This window comes from Micromonospora sp. KC723 (genome assembly GCF_004348595.1).
Taxonomy (GTDB): domain Bacteria; phylum Actinomycetota; class Actinomycetes; order Mycobacteriales; family Micromonosporaceae; genus Micromonospora.
The window spans coordinates 35,283-54,299 of the sequence record NZ_SMKD01000014.1 but is presented as its reverse complement, the minus strand read 5'-3'; the positions used below and the strand labels follow the sequence as shown (position 1 = coordinate 54,299).

At 67.7% G+C, this 19,017-nt stretch carries 10 protein-coding genes and 1 pseudogene; 6 read left to right on the top strand and 5 right to left on the bottom strand.

The annotated features are described in order from the left end of the window. Window positions 1-74: 74 nt before the first annotated feature. Window positions 75-2,237 carry a carbohydrate-binding protein gene (locus E1165_RS05855; protein WP_207916633.1) on the bottom strand — a complete coding sequence of 721 codons (2,163 nt, stop codon included), beginning with the start codon at window positions 2,235-2,237 and terminating at the stop codon, window positions 75-77. A gap of 340 nt (window positions 2,238-2,577) precedes the next feature. On the opposite strand from E1165_RS05855, the gene E1165_RS05850 reads away from it, so the two are divergent. Beyond that, window positions 2,578-4,461: a glycosyl hydrolase 53 family protein gene (locus E1165_RS05850; RefSeq protein WP_165945152.1), complete on the top strand. Its 1,884-nt coding sequence runs from the start codon at window positions 2,578-2,580 to the stop codon at window positions 4,459-4,461. A gap of 125 nt (window positions 4,462-4,586) precedes the next feature. Here the strand turns inward: E1165_RS05850 and E1165_RS05845 are convergent, their stop codons facing one another. After that, entirely contained in the window at window positions 4,587-5,552 is a 966-nt protein-coding gene (locus E1165_RS05845) for a PaaX family transcriptional regulator C-terminal domain-containing protein (RefSeq protein WP_132388474.1), read from the bottom strand. Between the two features lie 378 nt (window positions 5,553-5,930). Here E1165_RS05845 and E1165_RS05840 point away from each other — a divergent pair, with 378 nt between their 5' ends. The 3 genes and pseudogenes from E1165_RS05840 to E1165_RS05830 form a co-directional block, all read left to right on the top strand. Then, entirely contained in the window at window positions 5,931-7,487 is a 1,557-nt protein-coding gene (locus tag E1165_RS05840) for a BNR repeat-containing protein (RefSeq protein WP_207916630.1), read from the top strand. Window positions 7,488-7,587: 100 nt separating this feature from the next. Then, entirely contained in the window at window positions 7,588-9,144 is a 1,557-nt protein-coding gene (locus E1165_RS29465; RefSeq protein ID WP_132388472.1) for an RICIN domain-containing protein, read from the top strand. A 140-nt stretch (window positions 9,145-9,284) separates the two neighbouring features. Then, a pseudogene (locus E1165_RS05830) lies at window positions 9,285-10,101 on the top strand (IS256 family transposase); the annotation flags it as partial. Window positions 10,102-10,573: 472 nt separating this feature from the next. Here E1165_RS05830 and E1165_RS05825 read toward each other — a convergent pair. Both E1165_RS05825 and E1165_RS05820 read right to left on the bottom strand, forming a co-directional pair. Then, window positions 10,574-12,718, bottom strand: a complete 2,145-nt coding sequence (locus E1165_RS05825) for an NACHT domain-containing protein (protein WP_132388470.1) — start codon at window positions 12,716-12,718, stop codon at window positions 10,574-10,576. A gap of 582 nt (window positions 12,719-13,300) precedes the next feature. Continuing rightward, a complete protein-coding gene (locus E1165_RS05820; protein WP_243704601.1) occupies window positions 13,301-13,744 on the bottom strand; it encodes a DUF4314 domain-containing protein in 444 nt (147 codons plus the stop codon). 555 nt (window positions 13,745-14,299) lie between these two features. Here E1165_RS05820 and E1165_RS05815 point away from each other — a divergent pair. Beyond that, window positions 14,300-15,550, top strand: a complete 1,251-nt coding sequence (locus E1165_RS05815) for an ArsB/NhaD family transporter (RefSeq protein ID WP_132388468.1) — start codon at window positions 14,300-14,302, stop codon at window positions 15,548-15,550. 21 nt (window positions 15,551-15,571) lie between these two features. Beyond that, window positions 15,572-16,054, top strand: coding sequence for a universal stress protein (locus E1165_RS05810; protein WP_132388466.1), 483 nt, complete (start codon window positions 15,572-15,574; stop codon window positions 16,052-16,054). Between the two features lie 710 nt (window positions 16,055-16,764). Here E1165_RS05810 and E1165_RS05805 read toward each other — a convergent pair. After that, window positions 16,765-18,930 carry an MMPL family transporter gene (locus E1165_RS05805; protein ID WP_207916627.1) on the bottom strand — a complete coding sequence of 722 codons (2,166 nt, stop codon included), beginning with the start codon at window positions 18,928-18,930 and terminating at the stop codon, window positions 16,765-16,767. Between the last annotated feature and the right edge of the window lie 87 nt (window positions 18,931-19,017).

The following is a 19,017-nucleotide window of genomic DNA, read 5'->3' as shown; positions in this document are numbered from 1 at the left end:
ACGCTCCGGCCTTACCAGTGGATAGGTCGGGTTTCGTTGGCGGTGGTCAGGTCACCGTGCCTGCGGACAGCAGGTCAGGCGGCGCCCACGTGGAGGTGGTCGATGTTGGGCAGTCCGTCGGCAACGGTTGGACTCAGCTGGATGGTGTTGCTGCCGGCGTTGAGCGAGGCGGTCAGCGTCTTGGTAGCCCATGTCGTCCACCCTCCGGTGGTCTCGAACGAGACCGTCGCTACGGTCGAACCGTTGATGATCAGGTTCGCCGTCCGCAGCCCGCTGGCACCGTTGGCGAACCGGACCCCGAGCGTCGCGGTGCCGGCCGCCGCCGCGGTGGCCGTGAATTGCGCGTACGCGCCGATCGCGGCGCTGGCGTTGCAGAATCCGGTGCCGGTGAAGCCGGCATGGTTGGAGTCGATCGTGCCCTGGCACACCGCCGGCGCCGTCTCCGCCTCGTACCGCTGCCCCGGTGTCGGAACGCCGGACGTCCTGACCAGTGCGAGGTCGTCGACGGTGAGGGTTCCGCTGCTGGTGCGGATGGTGACGGTGGCGGCGCCAGCGGCCAGCTGGAATTCCGCGGAGTCGCGCCGGGTCCAGCCGCTGGACGACGGGATGCTCAACGTACGCGTGGCGCCGCTCGCGTCGGTGACCGACAGCTGCGCGCCGCTCACCGAGCCGGAGGTCTTGGCGTACGTGGACAGTCGGTAGGTGCCGGCCGGCACGGTGATTTGTTGCCGGACGCCGGCCGATCCGGAGCCGAGCTGCAGCGCGAAGCGGCTGCCGTTCGCGCCAGGGCTGACGTTGGTCACGCCCCCGCCGGTGTTGGTCCACCCCCGCACCTGCGACACAACAACCCGGTCGGCCTGGAAGTTCGGGTTCAGGATGTAGTTGTTGGCCGGACCGACCCGCCACTCCCCGGTCGTGGCGTTGAACTGCCACTGGCTCACCGAGTGGAACTGCGGCCGCGAGCCGGTCCTGGTGATCGGCACCCACTGGTTGTAGCCGATCCCGTTCCACGCGAAGTCCGCCCACCGGTCACCGGCGTAGATCACCGTCGTCTGCTTGGTGCCCTTGACCGTCACGAAGAACCCGGTCTGGGTCACGTGGCTGTAGTCCATCTCAGTGCCGGCGAGAACGTACTCACCCGAGTAACCGCTCTGGACGCTGCTCGACTCCATCACGTAGTTGACTGAAGTGTTCCAGCCGTGCAGGTCCGACGCCGCGTGGTAGTACTTGCCGTCGAGCTTGAACATGGCGTTGCCCTCGCGTCCGGAGGAGTTGCGACCGATCTCCGCTCCCGGCTCGATCCGCAGCGAGTCGGACTCCCTGAACTTGCTGACAAAGGCGCGAGAACGTCCTTCTCGGTTGGAGAAGATCAGATAGTCCTTGCCGTCCTCGTCGGTGAACACGGTCTGGTCCCCGGTGCCCGTCGTCGGCGAGTTGACGACCTGGGTCTGGAAGTAGGCGTAGTCGAAGGTGTCGGTGGGCGAGTCGCCCTGCAGGAACAGGACCCCGTGCCCGCCTCCGACATAGGCCTGGGTGGCCAGCACGTACTTGCCGGTGTTCTCGTTGTACGAGACCCCAAGCCGCCCGACCCATCCTGCCTGACCAAGGGTGGCGCCGTTGTTGATCGGGGTCGAGCGCGTCGCGACCCGGTTCTCGAACTTCCAGTTCACCAAGTCCCTTGAGGAGTACACGGGGATCGAGACGAACGAGACCTGGTTGTCGTACTTCCTGGTCGGGTTGGCCCGGTAGCTCTCAGCGCCCAGGTAGTGCACGCCGTACCAGTAGTAGGTGTCGCCGAACTTGAAGACGCCCCCGCCTTGCGAATAGATGGGGTTGCCGCTGGTGTCGTTCCAGAAGGTGTTGTTCGTGATGGTCTGGAAGGTGCCCTCGTCGGCCGCCTCCAGCTCGCCGGCGGCGCTCATGAGCGCCGTCTTCGCGGCGGCGATTTCCGGCGCGGTCGCCGATGCGTCGGCGGCGACATCGGTTGCGGTTTTCAACGCCTTGGCGAAGGGCGCCCAGGAGTCGCCGGTGTACCTGCTCGCGGAGCGGGTCTTGTAGTCCGCGACCAGACTCCCCAGGCCCCCCACCTGTTCTGCTGAGACGGCATCGCCGCTGGGCGTGCTCTCCGCGGCGGCGCCGCCAGCTGCCACCGCCACCGCCACCGCCACCGACATGAACAGCATCGCGGCGGCGGCCAGTGCCCCGCGTTTCAATGTCTCGCGCGTGGTATGGATCATGACGCTGCCTTTCACTTGTCGTCGTCTGTGCTGGTCGCCGCGCGCAGGGCGCTGCGGCGTAGCCACGGCCAGCGAGGGCGAACGGTGTCGTCGGCGCGTGCCGTAGGGCACCGTCCGCGGCGGCGTTCGCCTGCCGGGTAGCGAGCAGGGCCACCTTCGCCTCGATGTGCCCGCTGTGTGCCATGTGAGCGCTCCCACATAAATGTATCGATGAGTGTTACCGTCGGACGCACACTTGTCAATCGATAGGCATCAACGTGCAACGTGGTTCTGGCAGCAGAGCCCGCACGGGTTAGGAGAAGGTATGGGGGTCAGGAACCCCGCTCGCACAGCCGTGGCGGTGACCGCATTCGCTGCCCTGGCGAGCGCGGGGATGCTTGCGGCGCCCACTCCGGCGCACGCCGTCTTCGGCACCGCGGACATCAAACCCATCGAAAGCAACATCGCCGCCAAGTCCTGGGCCTCGGCGACGGCCAGCAGCGGCGCGTCCACCGCTCGCCTGGCCACGGATGGCGACCCGATGACGTCCTGGTACGCGGACAGCCCCGGCGCCCACCAGCGGCTGACCGTCGACCTTGGCGGCACCTACGACAACCTCCGCAAGGTCAGGGTGGTCTTCCCGGACCGCGGCGCGGTGTACCGGTACGTCGTCGAGGCCTCGTCCGACGCTCGCCGGTGGAAGACGATCGCCAACCGATCCCGCAACCGAACCGCCTCGCGGGGGGCGGTGCACCTGTTCACCCGGCCGGATACTCGCTTCGTCCGGCTCACCATCACCGGCGCGTCCCGGCACGCCAAGGTCGGCGTCAGCGAGATACAGGTCTTCAACTACCTACGCGACGACCTCACCCTCGGCGCCGACATGTCCTGGGTCGACGACTTCCAGACCCGGCAGTACTGGGTCAGCCCTCTGGCCGCCGACCGGGGCGCCGGGCCCCACCTACTCGACGTGGCCAAAGACCGCGGCATGGAGTACGCCCGGCTGCGGATCTTCAACGAGCCGCGAGACGAGACCACCGGCCAACTAACGCCGATCCCCCGCCAGGGCCCGGAGCGGTCCCTGCAGTCAGCCCAATGGATCAAGGAACGAGACATGGGCCTCGGCATCGACTTCCACTACGCGGACTCCTGGGCGGACCCGAGCAAGCAACCCAAACCACGCGCCTGGGCAGAACTGGACTTCGACGACCTCACCGAGTCCGTGTACGACTTCACCGCCGACTACCTGCGCCGGCTGATCCAACAGGGCACCAGACCGGACAAGGTCGCCGTCGGAAACGAGATCATCAACGGCTTCATGTACGGCAGCGAGGCAGCCCTCATCGGCACCACCAACCCGCCGTACTTCGCCAACGAAGCCGACGTCTACCAGTCCAAGCCCGGCGGTGGCCTGCTGTGGCGGTACTGGCAGTCCACCGACCCGGTCGAGCAGCGGCTCTACAACGAGGCGTGGGACCGGTTCACCACCCTGGCCGCGTCCGGGATCGAGGCCGTCCGCGACGCGTCCCCGAAGTCCAAGGTCGAGATCCACGTGATCGTCGACAGGAACCGCCTCGCCAAGACCATGGAGTTCTGGCACCAATTCCTCACCCGGGTCAAGGCAAAAGGCCAAAACCCCGACGTGCTGGCCATCTCCTACTACCCGGAGTGGCACGGCACACCCGAGGCACTGGACTTCAACCTACACACGATGGCGACCACCTACCCCGACTACGAGATCGACGTCGCCGAGACCTCCTACCCCGCCTCCGGCGGCGACGGCTCACCGCTGCCCAACTCGCCCTACCCGCGCACCGTCCAAGGCCAGGCGGACGCGATCCAGCGGGTCTTCCAGGCCGCCAACGACGTGGTCAACAACCAGGGCAGCGCAGTGCTGGTCTGGGAACCGGCGGGATGGCAGACAATGTTCCGGGCCGTGCCCGAGTTGCCCAACACCTGGGAGCCGCACGCGTCCATCAACGTGTTCAACGCCAGCCGAGCCAAGCACATCCTGGAAGACACCGTCTACACCGCCACCAGGATCGGCACGATTCCGGCGCTACCCACCGCAATCCGCGTACTCACCACCGCGCGGGATACCCTCACCACCGTCCCCGTCCGATGGCAGGCGCTGCCGGCCAGAGCGACCGACGCGCCTGGTGAGGTGCTCGTCACCGGCATGACCAGGTTCGGTGCCGTAACGGCGGTCATCGACGTTGTCGAGCGTCCCGGGGCGCTTCCCTGACATCGGCCCTGTGACCGACTGTAAACGAGCGGGCCGCCGCGCCCAGAGACGCGGCGGCCCGCATGCTGACCGGGTAATACGCGTCAAGGGCATCTGAGCCCGTCCGCCGTCTAGCTGTGGACCGCTCAGTCCGGGCCGTGGCGAACCCCGGCGGCCATGTGCGCGACCGTGTGTGCCTGGATGTCGGGCCAGGGCCCGTCCGCGACACGGGCAACCACCGAGCGGATGTGATCCTGCGCCGGTTCGAGCAGTCCGTCGTAGATCGCGACGAACACTGCCCGGGCACGTCTGCGTGGCCAGTCAGGCGGCATAAGGGCAACCGGCAGCATCGGGTCGAGCACCGGAAAGCGTCGGTAGACGTCCATCACCTCGGTACGCGTCCGGACCGCGGCCGCACCGGTCACCTCGCCGGCGGCTATCCGCGGCAGCAGCGGCCACCATCGATCGATGAACGTCTCGTACGCTTTCGCGATGCCCGGCAGGTCCCAGGCCTCAACCGGACTGCGGTCAGCCTCCGCCTGCAGCTCCTGATGCTGCGCGCGGAACACCGTCACCGAGCCGCGCGCCGCAGCCGCCAGCTCCGCCCGCCCTGCCGGCGGCAACGGATCTGGCGAGATCCACACCCCGTCATACAACGGGGCATAACCATTCCAACGCAAGTGATCCCGTAGCGCACGCCGTCGCGTGCTCTCCTGCTCCGGCACGGAGAAGACCACGACCGTCCATGATCCGTCCCAGGCTTCGGACTCTGCGCCGACAGCGCCGATGGCGGTGCCGCCTTTCGTCAGATCACTGGCGGCGCCCTCGGTCAGGCGGTACGAGCTGTGACGCCCCTGCCGACTGCCCTCCAGGATCCCCCGGCGGGCCAGCCTGCTGATGGCCGTGCGGGCGGCGCCACTGGTCACCCCGAACTCACCCAACAGCGCCACGATCGCCGCTGAAGGCAACCAGGCCCGGGTACGTACGGTGTAGTCGGCGATAAGGGTGACCGCCACGCCCTGGGCCGAGCTGCCCGACTGTCGGCGCCGCCGACGCTGCGATCCAGCGGCGACCTCGGGGAAGACCTCCTCGATATCAAACGGGCGTACCACTACGCGCTCCCGACGCCGGTGGGTGCAAGGGTCGTACCGACTGTATCGGGTGCCGCAGTCCACGCTGGTCAGGCGGCGAGGCTCCGGCCGTGACGGGTACCGGACTCTGCTCGGGTCGGCCAGCGCCATCCATCCGGTCGAGTTGACCCTTATCGATTGACAGTTACAGGTTCGGCCGGGAGACTGTCTGATACATCATCGGCTGGGAGCGCTCACAGGGACCGTGGCCGAGCGGCCGCCCACCGGCCACCGGCTCGATAGTGGCCCCGGGCTGTTGGGCTCCACCGCACCCCCTGCCTGAGGTTGAGTCATGAAGAAAGATCAGGACACGCCGTCAACCGACGCGGCATCTCGGGAGCCACGGGCAACAACTTCATCATGCGCGGGGTCAGTCACGCGCATGTCTGGTTCGCCATCGCCTGGAGCCTCTCCGGCGGCCAGACCCGTCACCCAGGCATGAAGGAGTCCGCAATGATCGGATCTGGAACGCGTGCTACCCGAAGAGCCCTGATTGCGTCCATCCTCGTGGCGGGGCTTGCTATCCCGGTCACCGTCGCAACGGCAAGCAGCGCCCAGACGGCTGCGGCGCCGGCGGTCAACGCGGCAGCGGGGCCGACGGTGACGCGGTTGGCGGACACCGAGCTCGATCCACGGGCGCTGTACTTCGTGTCGTACGACGGCCTCGTGAACAACGCCTCCTACCAGCAGGACGGCATCCTCACCTTCGGCGGCTACCAGTACGCGGCGTGGTACACGTCCAGCCGCCGAGTGGTCGTCGCGCGCCGGCAGCTCCCGAGCGGGGCGTGGCAAACACTGCAGCTGGCCCACTCGTTGACGACGAACGACTCGCACAACTCCATCTCCCTCGGGGTGTCGCCGTCGGACGGGCGGTTGCACGTGGCGATGGATACCCACGACAGCCGGGTCTTCTACGTCAAGTCCGAGGCTGGCCTCCTGACCGACGCCGGCTCCCGCAGCTGGACGGCGACCGCGTTGGGAGCAGTACAGCGCACGCTCGACGGCTTGGAACTGGGCGCCATCACATACCCACAGTTCGCCATCACCCCGGAACGCCGGCTGCAGCTCAGCTACCGCACCGGCGGCTCGGGCAACGGCACAAACGAACTGGTCGAGTACGACGGCTCCACCTGGCGCCGCCTTGGCCGGTGGTCGTCGGCCACGGGCAACTGGACCCAGCACGGCGCGACCAGCACGCGCCGCAACATGTACCTGCACGGCCTCACATATGGCCTGAACGGCCGGCTGCACGCCGCTTTCACCTGGCGGGAGCAGAACGCGGCGGTCATGTGCAACCGCGGCGGGCTCAGCAACCACGACACAGGCTATGTCTACAGCGACGACCGTGGCCGTACCTGGCGCAACAATGCCGGCCAACAGGTCGGCACCACCAACGGCACCCTCGTGTCCGTCACCTCCCCCGGGCACGTCGTCGACGCGCTGAACGCCGACCACGCGCTGATCAACCAGGAGAGCCAGACCGTCGACTCCACCGGCCAGCCGCACGTGATCATCAGCTACGTGCCCGGCCGATTCACCCAGTGCGTCACCAACTTCACCAGCCAGCGCCGCTCGTACGCGCGCGCGTTCCACCTCGTCCGCAACGCGCAGGGTGCCTGGCGCAAAGTCGAAATCCCGGTGGCGTTGAACGCCTTTGGCCGTTCCCAGATCGTCCTCGACCGCGCCGACAACGCCTACGTGGTCCTGCCCTACGGACGCATCGTCACCGCCAGCAAAGCCAGCGGCTGGACCGATTGGACGCTCCGGTTTGACGGGTCCGGCCTGAACGCCTTCGGGGAGGTCGTCGTCGACCGCTCCCGAGTGACCACCGACGGGGTTCTGTCCATCCTGTACCAGCGGCGGTCGAGCGGCACCACACCCTCGTCAATTCGAGTCGTCGACTTCAGCCTTGGCTGACGTCGGCAGCACTGGCTAACAAGAATTCGCTACTCCTCGGCGCGGGCGCTCGGGATCCGCGCGGGTCGCAAGACAACGACGGATCGATGGACGGCAAACGATGAAAGCTTCTCCCCTCCCGGCCCGTAACCGCCGCCAACGCCGCCGCCCGGCTGCGCTGGCGCTGATCGGCGTGGCGATCGTCGCCGGCGCGACTGTGCTGCTCGCGCCGCACGGGGCAAACGCGGCGACCATCGACACGTCGGCACACTACGAGATCGTGTCGCGGCACAGCGGCAAGCTGATCAATATCGCCGGCCAGTCCACCGCGGACGGCGCCACGGTTCAGCAGTGGACCCGCACACAGCAGACCAGCCAACAGTTCCAGTTCGTCGACGCGGGCGGCGGCTACTACAAGATCCGGGCGCGGCACAGCGGCAAAGTGGTCGACGTGGCGAGCGCGTCCACGGCGAACGGTGCGAACGTCCTGCAGTGGGCCGACCACGGCGGGACCAACCAACATTTCCGGGTCGTCGACACCGACAGCGGCTACGTCAAGTTGATCAACCGCAACAGCGGCAAGGCGCTGGACGTGTGGGAGCGGTCCACCGCTGACGGCGCGCGGCTTTCCCAGTACACCGACAACGGTACGACAAACCAGCAGTGGCAACTTGTCCGTGTCGGCACCGACCCCAGTCCGAGCGTGACTCCAACCTCGAGCCCGGGTCCCGGCCAGAAGTACGCCGGCTATCTGTTCACCTACTTCACCGGCGAAAACACCTCCGCCGGTGAGCAGGTCTACTTCGCGCTCAGTCAGGGCAACGACCCGACCCGGTGGCGCCAACTCAACGGTGGACGACCCGTGTTGACCTCAAGCATCGGGACCCGCGGGGTACGGGATCCGTTCATCATCCGCTCCCCGCAGGGCGACAAGTTCTACCAGATCGCCACCGACCTGCGGATCTACGGCAACGGCAACTGGGACGCCGCGCAGCGGACCGGTAGCAAGTCCATCGTGGTCTGGGAATCTACCGACCTGGTGAACTGGAGCACCCCACGGCTGCAGCGGGTCTCCCCCGACACGGCCGGCAACACCTGGGCGCCTGAGGCGTACTACGACGAGGGCCTCGGCCAGTACGTCGTCTTCTGGGCCTCGAAGCTTTACTCCGCCAGCGACCCGAACCACACCGGCACCACCTACAACCGGATGATGTACGCCACGACGAGCGACTTCCGGACCTTCAGCACCGCCCAGGTGTGGGTGGACAAGGGCTACTCGACCATCGATTCGACGCTCACCAAACACAACGGCACGTACTACCGGCTCACCAAAGACGAGCGGAGCAGCTCCCAGTCGGCCTGCGGCAAATTCATCCTCGAGGAGAAGTCCACCACCATCCTCAACCGCGGCTACTCGTTTGTCGCCGAATGCATCGGCCGAGGCACGATCAGCCAGGGCGAGGGCCCAACGGTGTTCAAATCAAACATCGAAGAGCGGTGGTACATGTTCATCGACGAGTACGGCGGCCGCGGATACATTCCCTTCACCACCACCGACCTGAGCTCCGGACAGTGGACCGCGATCTCCAGCTACACGATGCCCGGCCGGCCACGGCATGGCACGGTGCTGCCCATCACCCAGGCGGAGTACGACCGACTGCTCCAACGATGGGGCTGAGGGGCCGGCGCGGCGCGCGGGTTGCGTCCCGCGGGGTGGTGTAGAAGCTGACCTGCTACGGCGTACCGCCGGGATAGAGGTGGGTCATCGCGTGAGTCTCTGTGTGAACGGCCAAGAACACGCAGAGAACGGAGTACGCGATGACCCTGGACCAGTCTGCCTTGTTGGAGGTGCTGGACGCGCTCAAGGCCGCCGAGGTCAATGATCGTGTCCGGCAGGCCGCCGAGACGATCTACCCGGCGTTGATCGAGGCGGAGTTGACCGCGGTGATCGGCGCCGCCCCGCATCAGCGCAGCGAGACCCGGGTGGCGCAGCGCAACGGCCACCGGCCTCGGACGCTGACCACCCGGGGTCCGCGCCGACGGCTGGCGGGAGGTTCTCGGCTTCGCCGTCGGTGACAGCGAAGACGGCGCCTTCTGGACCCCGTTCCTGCGTAGCCTGAAGGCGCGTGGCCTCGGCGGGGTGCAGCTGGTCATCTCCGACGCCCACACCGGCCTCACACAAGCCATCGCCGCGGTGCTGCTCGGCGCCACGTGGCAACGCTGTCGGGTGCACTTCCTGCGCAACGTCCTGGCGCAGGTCCCCAAGGGCAACGCCGAGATGGTCGCCGCCGCGATCCGCACCATCTTCGCCCAACCCAACGCCGGACACGTCCGTGAACAACTCGACGTCATCGCCGGCATGCTCGGACGGCAACCACCCAAGGTCGAAACCATGCTCCGCGACGCCGCGCATGACCTCCTCGCGTTCACCGGGTTCCCGCCCAGCCACTGGAAGAAGATCTGGTCGACCAACCCCCTCGAGCGACTCAACAAGGAGATCAAACGCGCACCGACGTCGTCGGCGTGTTCCCCAACGCCGAAGCCCTGCTCCGCCTCGCCGGCGCCGTCCTCGTCGAAGCCCCGCGACGAATGGCAGACCGGCAACCACCGCTACCTCGCCAAAGGCAGCATGGCCCAAATCACCACCCCCACGAACACCCCCACCAACGAACTCATCGCTGCCTCACCAGACCCATTGTCGACTCGACAACGAACCGGAAAACTGAACAACGCACAGAGCCTCACGCAGGCGATCTACACCACGCCACGGGACGTGACCCCCGTCGCCTGCACGGCCGAACCGCAGCGCTCGGACTTTTTATGCCAAAAGTTCAAGTCGATGTCAACCTTCTAGAAAATCGACTACGGCTCAGAAGGCGGAGTCCGAATCCCTGCGGGCGTGCCCACCTGACGAATCCGCTGCACCGCCACACAATCCAGCAGCTCAGCCGTGCCGGGCGAGTCCACGGACGTGTGCCACAGGCGTGACTCACATGCGACTCACACGACGACAGGGAAGATAGCCGATTGGCCATCTTCCCTGGTCAGATAAGCGCGCCCGAAGTGACTCGAACCCCTAACCTTCTGATCCGTGGCAGCAGTTTGCGTTAACGCCGCGACCGGAATGTGGCAGCGAAGTGATCCTGCAATTCGGCGTGCCGGAACTGATATAGCGGGCCAACCGCGCGCAGCAACCCTAGGCGGTGCATATCATCGAGGAACGGCATCAGATCCCGCGGCAGCACACGCTCGCGCGACAGGCGGGCTACCATCGCAGCGTAGGCCAGCCACGCCCGGTGCGCTCCGCCGAGGAGCCCCTGGCCGATGGCCGCGCCGAGTGCCATGACGACGCCGATCAGCAGTCCCTCGCCGAGGCTCCGGAAATAGGTAACTCCCGCCACGGCGACCAGTCCATAGCCGGCGCCGAAGGCGACGATACGCAGCAAGTTAAGCTTTCGGTCGGCCCGCAAATGCTCGGGAGGACCGCTCGGCCGGTCAGTTGAGGCCGGTTCCTCAGCCCACCGGACGAATCCGGCGACCGCTCCATGCGTCACGAGCGCCACACCAAGAAGCCCTACGACCACACTGATTGGCCTCACCCCAAGGGAAATGAGCACGCACCCGACGACGAGGAGGGCCCAGAACGATTCGACAGCGGCCTTGACTATGGCGCGGATCAGGCCGGGCAGGTCTCCGCGAAGAGTCTGGCGCAGATGTCCGGGCTCGCTCTGTGACCAGCTGCGGACTGCCGCGCCGGCACCGATTCCTGTGGTGATGCCGAACACAAGACCGCCGAGGATGGCGCTACTGGCCCTGCTTATCATTGCCGTCGGCACAGCCAGCATCGCCGTAGCTATGACACTCGTGAGAATACCTACCCAACGACTCAGGGTACGAACTGAGCCTTCTGCTGGCTGGGCCAACTGCCACCAGGCCATGTCGAGAGTACGCGGTGTGCCATCAGAGTTGCGGTCGTGAGTGAGGAGGTGGGCCAGGTAGGCAAGATATCGTTCGGTGTCGGCGGGGTTGCGGCGACGGCGTGGACGAAAGGGCTCATCTGGATCGGGAGACCGACGGCGCCGGAAGTATTGCCGGGCTCTGTTGGCGGGCGGATGGGCGGCGATGGCGGCGGGGACAATGGCGTTGAGCAGGCGGGTGCGCAGATGGTCGGCTGGGCAGGAGTCGGTCAACTCGGTGGGATCGGCAGCAGGGTCCGTGTAGACGGTCCGCAGCAGCCACACCCCCAGGGGCGTGGCGGTGATGGCGGCTAGGGCTGCGATCTGCCCACTAGTCTCGTTTCTCGAGGGCTGTCCGACGGTGCGTAGCTGATCGAGAACCTGCTGCCATCCGGGGTCGGGGTGCCGCACGCACGACTGAAGATAATCGGCCGCCATGGCGGGGAGCAGTGGCCGTGCCTCCAGCGCCGCCGCAGAGTTGACGACATCGCGAGTGGCGTCGACCGCTTGGGCGAACTCGGGTGTACGGCTGGTGAGGATAAGCTGATCACCTTCGCCTAGTGACCGGTTCAACGCCGTCACGACATCAGCTCTAGCTGCAGCCGGCAGTTCGTCCAGACCGTCCAGCACCGGCATGATGCGGCCGCCTGCCGCCAGCGCGTGAAGGGCGTGCGCGAACCTAGCCGAGCGCAAGGCTGGATAGGCACGCGGCAGTTGGTCCTCTACCCATCCATGCAGTGTGGGAAATCGGGCGGTGTCCCAGCTGGCGATAGGCAGCAGCACCGGCACCGGCTCATCCGGGGTCCGGGTCTGCAGCAGCTTCAGCAGTAGTTGCACTGCCAGGGTTGTTTTACCGCTGCCAGCGTCGCCCACGATCACCAAGCGACGCCGCTGCGTATCGCGAAACCGGCGGGCCAGTTCGTCAATGTCACCACTGGAGGCCTCCCATTCCAGCGGTGGCAAGGCCTCCGTCCCGGTGCCCCGCACAGCAGCGCGGTCGATGGTGGCGGGGTGATCGGACAAACTCGCTCGTAGCTCCCAGCGGACGGGAATCGGACGACGGTTGTACAGCAATCGCAGGCGCGCTTCCTCCTCCCACTGCGCTTGAACCATCCTCGCCAGTTCCATAGCCACGTACTGCACGTCTACAAGTCCGGCTGCGGCGACGCCGTGGAGATGGATTTCACCCACGTAGGTTGGCGAATTGATGACGTCACGGCCTGCCGCGATGGAGGCCTCGCCAAAGGCGTGTACCTCCCTGTTGCCGGCCGGCCGGCCACCGCGACGCCGCTTCACTTCCCAGCCTGCTCTTCGCCAGTGACCTCCGTGTGACTACCTTCGACGTCTGAGCCGGCTGCGATCGCTCCGAGTCCGGGAGCGCTGACGCCTTCACGATGAACGCGGCGTGATCGCTGCGAGGAACCCGGCTGAGAGCGAACCACCTTGGTCGAGGAGTCGCGAACTGACCCGCCAGCGACAATCGACCCTTCCCCAGATGCCGACACCGATGATCCTGCGGACGGTTGGACCACGGTCAACCACCACTGCAGGCCCCCGCCAACCATCACAAGCGCCGCTGTCGCCGCCCACCACGCGACCGCCCAATGCTGAGTCAGCATTCCTGCCGTCACGTTCACCGCAGCCGCTGCTACCACGGCTCCTGCAGCGGCAACTCCTCGCTTTACCGCAGTTTCCACACAGCCTCCCACTGTACCAAACCCGGCATACCGGCGCATTCGCTAGTGGATCGTTTCCCCGGTTACCTGAGGAGCGGCTGACGATACCGGAGCAACTGAACAGCCACTATGTCACCAGACATCCGGCGTTCAGTTGTCGGAAGGCCGACATTGCAGTCGGTCCGCAATAGGATTGGGTACATCAACGATCACCGTGGTTCGGGAAAATGGTCGATGAGGGTGCCGACGAACCCGACCGCGAATCCCCGTCGTCGATGCCGGCCAGGAACCGGCGCGCGGTCAGGCGCCTGTCGCCGGTGGCGCGGGCGCCGCTGGTGTCCTGCGCCCACCATTCGGCGGCGGTGCGGCCGGCATCGGTGCCGGCGGCGCGCATCCGCTGCAGCGCGGCGGCCCAACCGGCAGTCTCGCCGACCGGATCGCCGGTGGGCGGCGGGGTGGTGGCGGGTGCGATGCGGTCGCCGTCGTCGAGGCACATCGACAGCGTCGAGCCGCTGTCCCAGGTGACCTCGACAATGTTGCGCCGCTGGTCGTGGCGGCGGACGGTGCCGGTGTCGCCGGGCCGCAACCGGGTGTACGGGTCGCTGGTGTGGACCAGGGCGACGCGCTGGCCGGGCTGGTAGGTCATGGTGCTCTCCGATCGGCCTGTGGATAGGCCGTCGTGGCCGTCGGCGCGGGTCCGCCGCCGGCCACTTCGGGTCAGGTCGAGGGCTGGTCAGCTGCGGTGGTCGCGGGGGCGCCAGGTCCACCTCGCCCGCGACGGCCGCCGCGAGTTCACCCGCGCCGACCCCGGTCCGATGCTCCGGACCCGACAGGGCACCCGCTCACCGTCGGGAGCTACCAGGTGTCCTGGGCGCCCTGCCCGTGCCCGCCCCCGCGCACCCATCGAGGCCACCACACCTGGACCTGCCGGTGCGGCGCACCGGTCTAGGGAGAGTCCTGCGGAGGGCGTCGAGTCGCGCGGCGTGGGCTGTTCGCTGAACGCGAACGCCGCTGCTATCGGTCGGTGGGTAGCAGCTCGACCGCGCGGCGCCGGTCGGCGCTGCCTCCGCGGGCGTTGATCGGGGCGCGGTGCTGGTCACAAGGTCGGTGGCGGACCCGAACTGGCAGCGTACGACGCCGTAGCCTGCGTGATCGTGTGCGGCTGCGGGTGTCCAGGTGACGGCGGGTCGAGGGTGGCATGGTGAACACCGCTGTAGGGCTGCTGGTGCTGGCTGGGGTGCTCGGCTTCGCGGTGGCCCGTCCCCGTGGGCTGCCGGAAGCGGCCGCCGCGCTGCCCGGCGCGGCCGTGGTGGTCGCCGCTGGCCTGGTGCCCTGGCACGAGGTACGGGCGGAGGTGGCGGCGCTCGCACCGACGGTCGGGTTCCTGGCCGCGGTGCTCGTGTTGGCGCACCTGGCCGACGAGCACGGCGTGTTCGCCTACGCCGGGACACTGGTCGGCGCGGCGAGCCGAGGCTCGCCGCAGCGGCTGCTCCGGCTGGTGTTCGTGCTGGCCTCGGTCGTGACCGCGGTGCTCAGCCTGGACGCCACCGTGGTGCTGTTGACCCCGATCGTGCTGGCCACCGCCACCGGAATCGGCGTGCGACCGAAACCGCACCTGTACGCGTGCGGGCACCTGGCCAACACCGGGTCGCTGCTGCTGCCGGTCTCGAACCTGACCAACCTGCTGGCCTTCACCGCCAGCGGCCTGGGCTTCACCCGGTTCGCCGCGCTGATGGTGCTGCCGTGGCTGGCGGTGATCACCGTCGAATACGTCATTTTCCGGCGGATGTTCGCCCTGGACCTCACCGCGACGGCACCGCCGCTGACACCGGCGAGACGGTCAGCGCACCCGCCGTGGTACGCGATCGGCGTACTGGTGGTGACTCTGGCAGGGTTCGCGCTGGCCGAACCCGTCGGGGTGCACCCGGCCTGGGTGGCGGCGGTCGGCGCCGCGGCGTTGGCCGTGCCGCGGCTCGCCCGCAAACCCCTGGGTGAGGCGGGCCGGCTGGTGCGGGCGGCGAACCTGCCGTTCTGCGCGTTCGTGTTCGGGTTGGGGGTGGTCGTGCAAGCGGTCCGCTCCGGCCCGGTCGGCGACCTGGTCGACCACCTCGTACCCGGCGATACCGGGCTGCTCGGCTTGCTCGCGGCGGCGCTGCTTGCCGCCGTGCTGGCGAACCTGGTCAACAACCTGCCCGCCACCCTGATGCTGGTGCCATTGGTGGCGCACTCACCGGGCCTGGTCCTCGCCGTGCTGATCGGGGTGAACATCGGCCCGAACCTGACCTACGTCGGCTCCCTGGCGACGCTGCTGTGGCGGCAGGTCCTGCACACCCGCGACCACTCGCCCGGCATCGGCGAGTTCCTGCGGCTGGGCATCGTGACGGTTCCCGCGTGTCTGCTGGTGGGAGTCGGCACACTGTGGGCAAGCCTGCACCTGGTCGGACTGCCCTAAACCAGCGTTGGGAGGTCGACGATGAAGATCGTCATCTGGGTGACCGAGGGCACCTGGACAGCCTGCGTGGACGCCGCCCGCGACCTGCCCGCCGACCACACCGTGCTGCTGCACGTCATCGACGCGGACAGCATCGAGGCGGCCGAGGGAGCGCGGGCCGGGCTGCTCGGGCGCGGCCTCGCCGACAACACGGCCACCACCGGCACGCTGACAGCGGCGCAGGCCCGGCTGCTCGACGCCGCCGAAGCCCGCCTCGGCCGCCCCACACAGCGCGAGGCCCGCCACGGGCGTCCCGAACGGGAGGTCGTCGCCGCCTGCACCACCGCGGACCTGCTCGTGCTGGCCCGCGACGGCGACCGCGGCCGGCTCGGGCCCCGCAGCATTGGCCCACACACCCGGTTCGTGATCGACCACGCGCCCTGCCGGGTGCTGCTGCTCTGGCCCGAACCGCCACCGGGCTTGGAGACCATGCCGCCGCCCCCGCATCGACCACGGCGAGCGTGAGCGCGCCACGAACGCGAACGCCAATGGGCCTTGGCGTTGTTTCGCTGGAAGCTGCGGGGTGGCCACCTACCTATCACCCGCCGCTGGCTCCGTCGTCGTAGCCCGCTGGACGGTCCGTACTCGGCGGCGAGGTGCGGGTCGAGGCGGTCGCGCCGCCAGCGATCGGGCCCCGGTAGAGCGACACCCCGCGCCAGGCGCGGGGCAGCCACCCGGGGTGGCCGCCGCGTTCACTAAACTCGCCCAAGCGATCTGACCAGAGCCACTGACATGGCTCCACATGCCCACCGATCCGCCAATGCAACAGCAACGATCCGGCGGAGTCTCGCGCCGCCACGACATCTCACGAGCCGCACGGGCATTGCGAGCCAGAGAGAACCCGGCGCGGGTTCGATGTCGGGAAACCGACCTGGCCGCGATCGGGTACGACACGAGCTGGCTATGCCTACACGCATGCGCACCCGGTAGCCGCCGATGACGAGGAAACACCCGACATCGGCGGCACCCACCGTCGCGACCGGCCGTTCCTGCCCTATCTGAACACTTGAAATAGTGATGGTCGAGATCACAGGAGCCGCGATCATGGTGTCGGTCGCCGCGGTCGGGTGGTCACGAACTATGAATCGCTCAACTGCGGCGTGCTGGCCTGTAGAAGAGCGTGCACGGAGATCGCGCCGTTCGAAGTGGCGCGGCCTCCGTGCACGTGTCCGTGCTCAGACGGGCTCGAGCGCCGCCGACGGGGGCGCCACGGAGGGTGACATGGGCTGGGTGCGACGTTCCAATATGGCTAGCGCCGCCGGGAGCAGAACACCGCGCACGATCGTTGCGTCGATGACGACGGCAACTGCCATGCCGACTCCCAGCATCTTGTACTCGATAGCGCTGAGTGTGACGAACACCGTGAATACGGCGGTCATGATGACGGCGGCGCTGGTGACGACGCCGGCGCTGGCGGCGATGCCGTCGACGATGGCGTCGCGGGGGTCGGCGGTGGTTGTCCTGCGTTCGCGGATCCGGCTGAGGATGAAGATGTGGTAGTCCATGCTGAGGCCGAACAGCATGACGAACATGAACAGCGGTAGCCAGCCGACCACACCGCCGTATGGGGTGAACGCGAGCACTGACGAGAAGTGCCCCTGCTGAAATACCCAGGTCAGTACGCCGTAGGCGGCGCCGATCGACAGCAGGTTGAGGACGATCGACGCGGTGGCAATGGCCAGCGAACGGAAGGCTGCTACCAGCAGCGCGAACGCCAGCACGAGCACGAACGCGAAGACGAAAGGAGTCCGGGCGGTCACGACAGACGTGAAGTCGTGGGCGACGGCGGTGCGACCGGCGACGGCGTAGTCGATGCCGTCGACTCCACCGAGAGTGGCGGGCAGCACGTCGCCGCGTAGCTCTTTCAACGCCCGGTTCGATGTGGGGTCGGTGCCCGAGCCGGCCAGCGGTACGCGTACCACCATCGCGTGGTCCACTTTGGTCCACGTGACCGGACCGGCGATGTGGCGCTGCAGGTTGTCGAGTGCGGTCTGCACGTCAGCGTTGTCGACGGCTTCACCGTCGACGTTCCAGATGACGACCCGCGCTGGGCTGGCCACGCCCGGGAACAATTCCTGCATCCGGGCCGCGGCGTCGACGGTGGGGACGCTTCGCGGCAGGCTGTCGGTGACGGAGGCGTCCTGCAACCTCATGCTGAGCGCGGGTAGCGCCACGACGACGAGGGCCAGCATCGCCGTTGCGCCCCAGAGCACAGGCCGGCGGACGACCGCCCGCGCGACCCCCGACCACAGCCGCGACCTGGTCGCTGTGGTGCGACGGCGGCCGAGCCAGGGCAGGCGGCCGGTGTCCACCCGCTTACCGAGCGCGGCTAGTTGCGCTGGCAGCACCGTCACCGACCCGGCCATGGCCAAGCCGACCACGAGCACCGCGCCGATGGTCAGCCCACGGAAGTTGTCGAGGCCGGTGAACAGCAGGCCAGCAAGGCACAGCATCACGGTCAGGCCGGAGACCACGACAGCGTGCCCGGACGTGCGCGCGGTGATGCGCAGCGCCTCGACGGTGTCGCGTCCGGCGGCCAGTTCCTCCCGAAACCGGCGCAGGTAGAACAGCGAATAGTCGATGCCTACCGCGACGCCGATGAGCAGCACCATCGAGGAGGTCGCGCTGTTGATCGGCACCCAGTGACCGACGACCTGCAACAGACCGAAGGTGCCGGCCACGGTGGTCGCCGCGAGCAGTAACGGGATGCCGGCGGCGACCAACGAGCCGAACACCACCAGCAAGATGACCACGGTCAGAGGCAGCGAGATGGCCTCGGAGCGCTTGAAGTCGTCCTGGATTCCCTGATCCACAGCCACCGCGAGGCTCCGGTCGCCCGCCTGCGCCACCAGCACCCGCGAATGGCGTCCGGCCACCTCGTTGACCGTCCGCACGGCGGCGTCGTAGCGAGTCCGCACCTCGCCGGCAACACCGTCGAACTGGAAAGAGACCAGAGCGGAGCGTCCGTCGGCAGAAACCAGTCGATCGCCACCCGGCTCAAAGGGTGAGCGGACGTCGTCGATGACAGTCCGCAACGACGTGACGAGGTCCTCGACCGCCGGACGGAGCAGGGCGTCGTCGTCCGCCTGCACCAGAACGTTCTCGACGATCGGCGGCTGGCCCTGCTGTTGCCTCAGCACGCGCTGCGCCTGGCCGGATTCGCCGGGATCGGTGGAGCGTGCCTCATCGCCCGGTATCAACGCGCCGGCCAAGACGGCCAAGACGACCAGGAGGAACCAGCTGCCAATCGCCATCTTCCTGTGCCGCACCGACCAACCGGCGACCCGTTCGGTCAGCGGACGCCCGGGCGGGTCACCCGAGGACCTGTTCATGCGCAGCATGAGATGCTGTCCTTTCCACGAAGGGGCATTGCGCGAGAAGCTCGCCTGCGGGCGAGGTGATGCTGCTTCCACCTGGGCCGTCGAGTT

Bases quoted from the DNA above. Each gene is read 5' to 3' on its own strand.
- E1165_RS05855 (WP_207916633.1), bottom strand. From the start codon at position 2,237: ATGATCCATACCACGCGCGAGACATTGAAACGCGGGGCACTGGCCGCC.
- E1165_RS05840 (WP_207916630.1), top strand. From the start codon at position 5,931: ATGCGCGGGGTCAGTCACGCGCATGTCTGGTTCGCCATCGCCTGGAGC.
- E1165_RS29465 (WP_132388472.1), top strand. From the start codon at position 7,588: ATGAAAGCTTCTCCCCTCCCGGCCCGTAACCGCCGCCAACGCCGCCGC.
- E1165_RS05820 (WP_243704601.1), bottom strand. From the start codon at position 13,744: ATGACCTACCAGCCCGGCCAGCGCGTCGCCCTGGTCCACACCAGCGAC.
- E1165_RS05810 (WP_132388466.1), top strand. From the start codon at position 15,572: ATGAAGATCGTCATCTGGGTGACCGAGGGCACCTGGACAGCCTGCGTG.
- E1165_RS05805 (WP_207916627.1), bottom strand. From the start codon at position 18,930: ATGCTGCGCATGAACAGGTCCTCGGGTGACCCGCCCGGGCGTCCGCTG.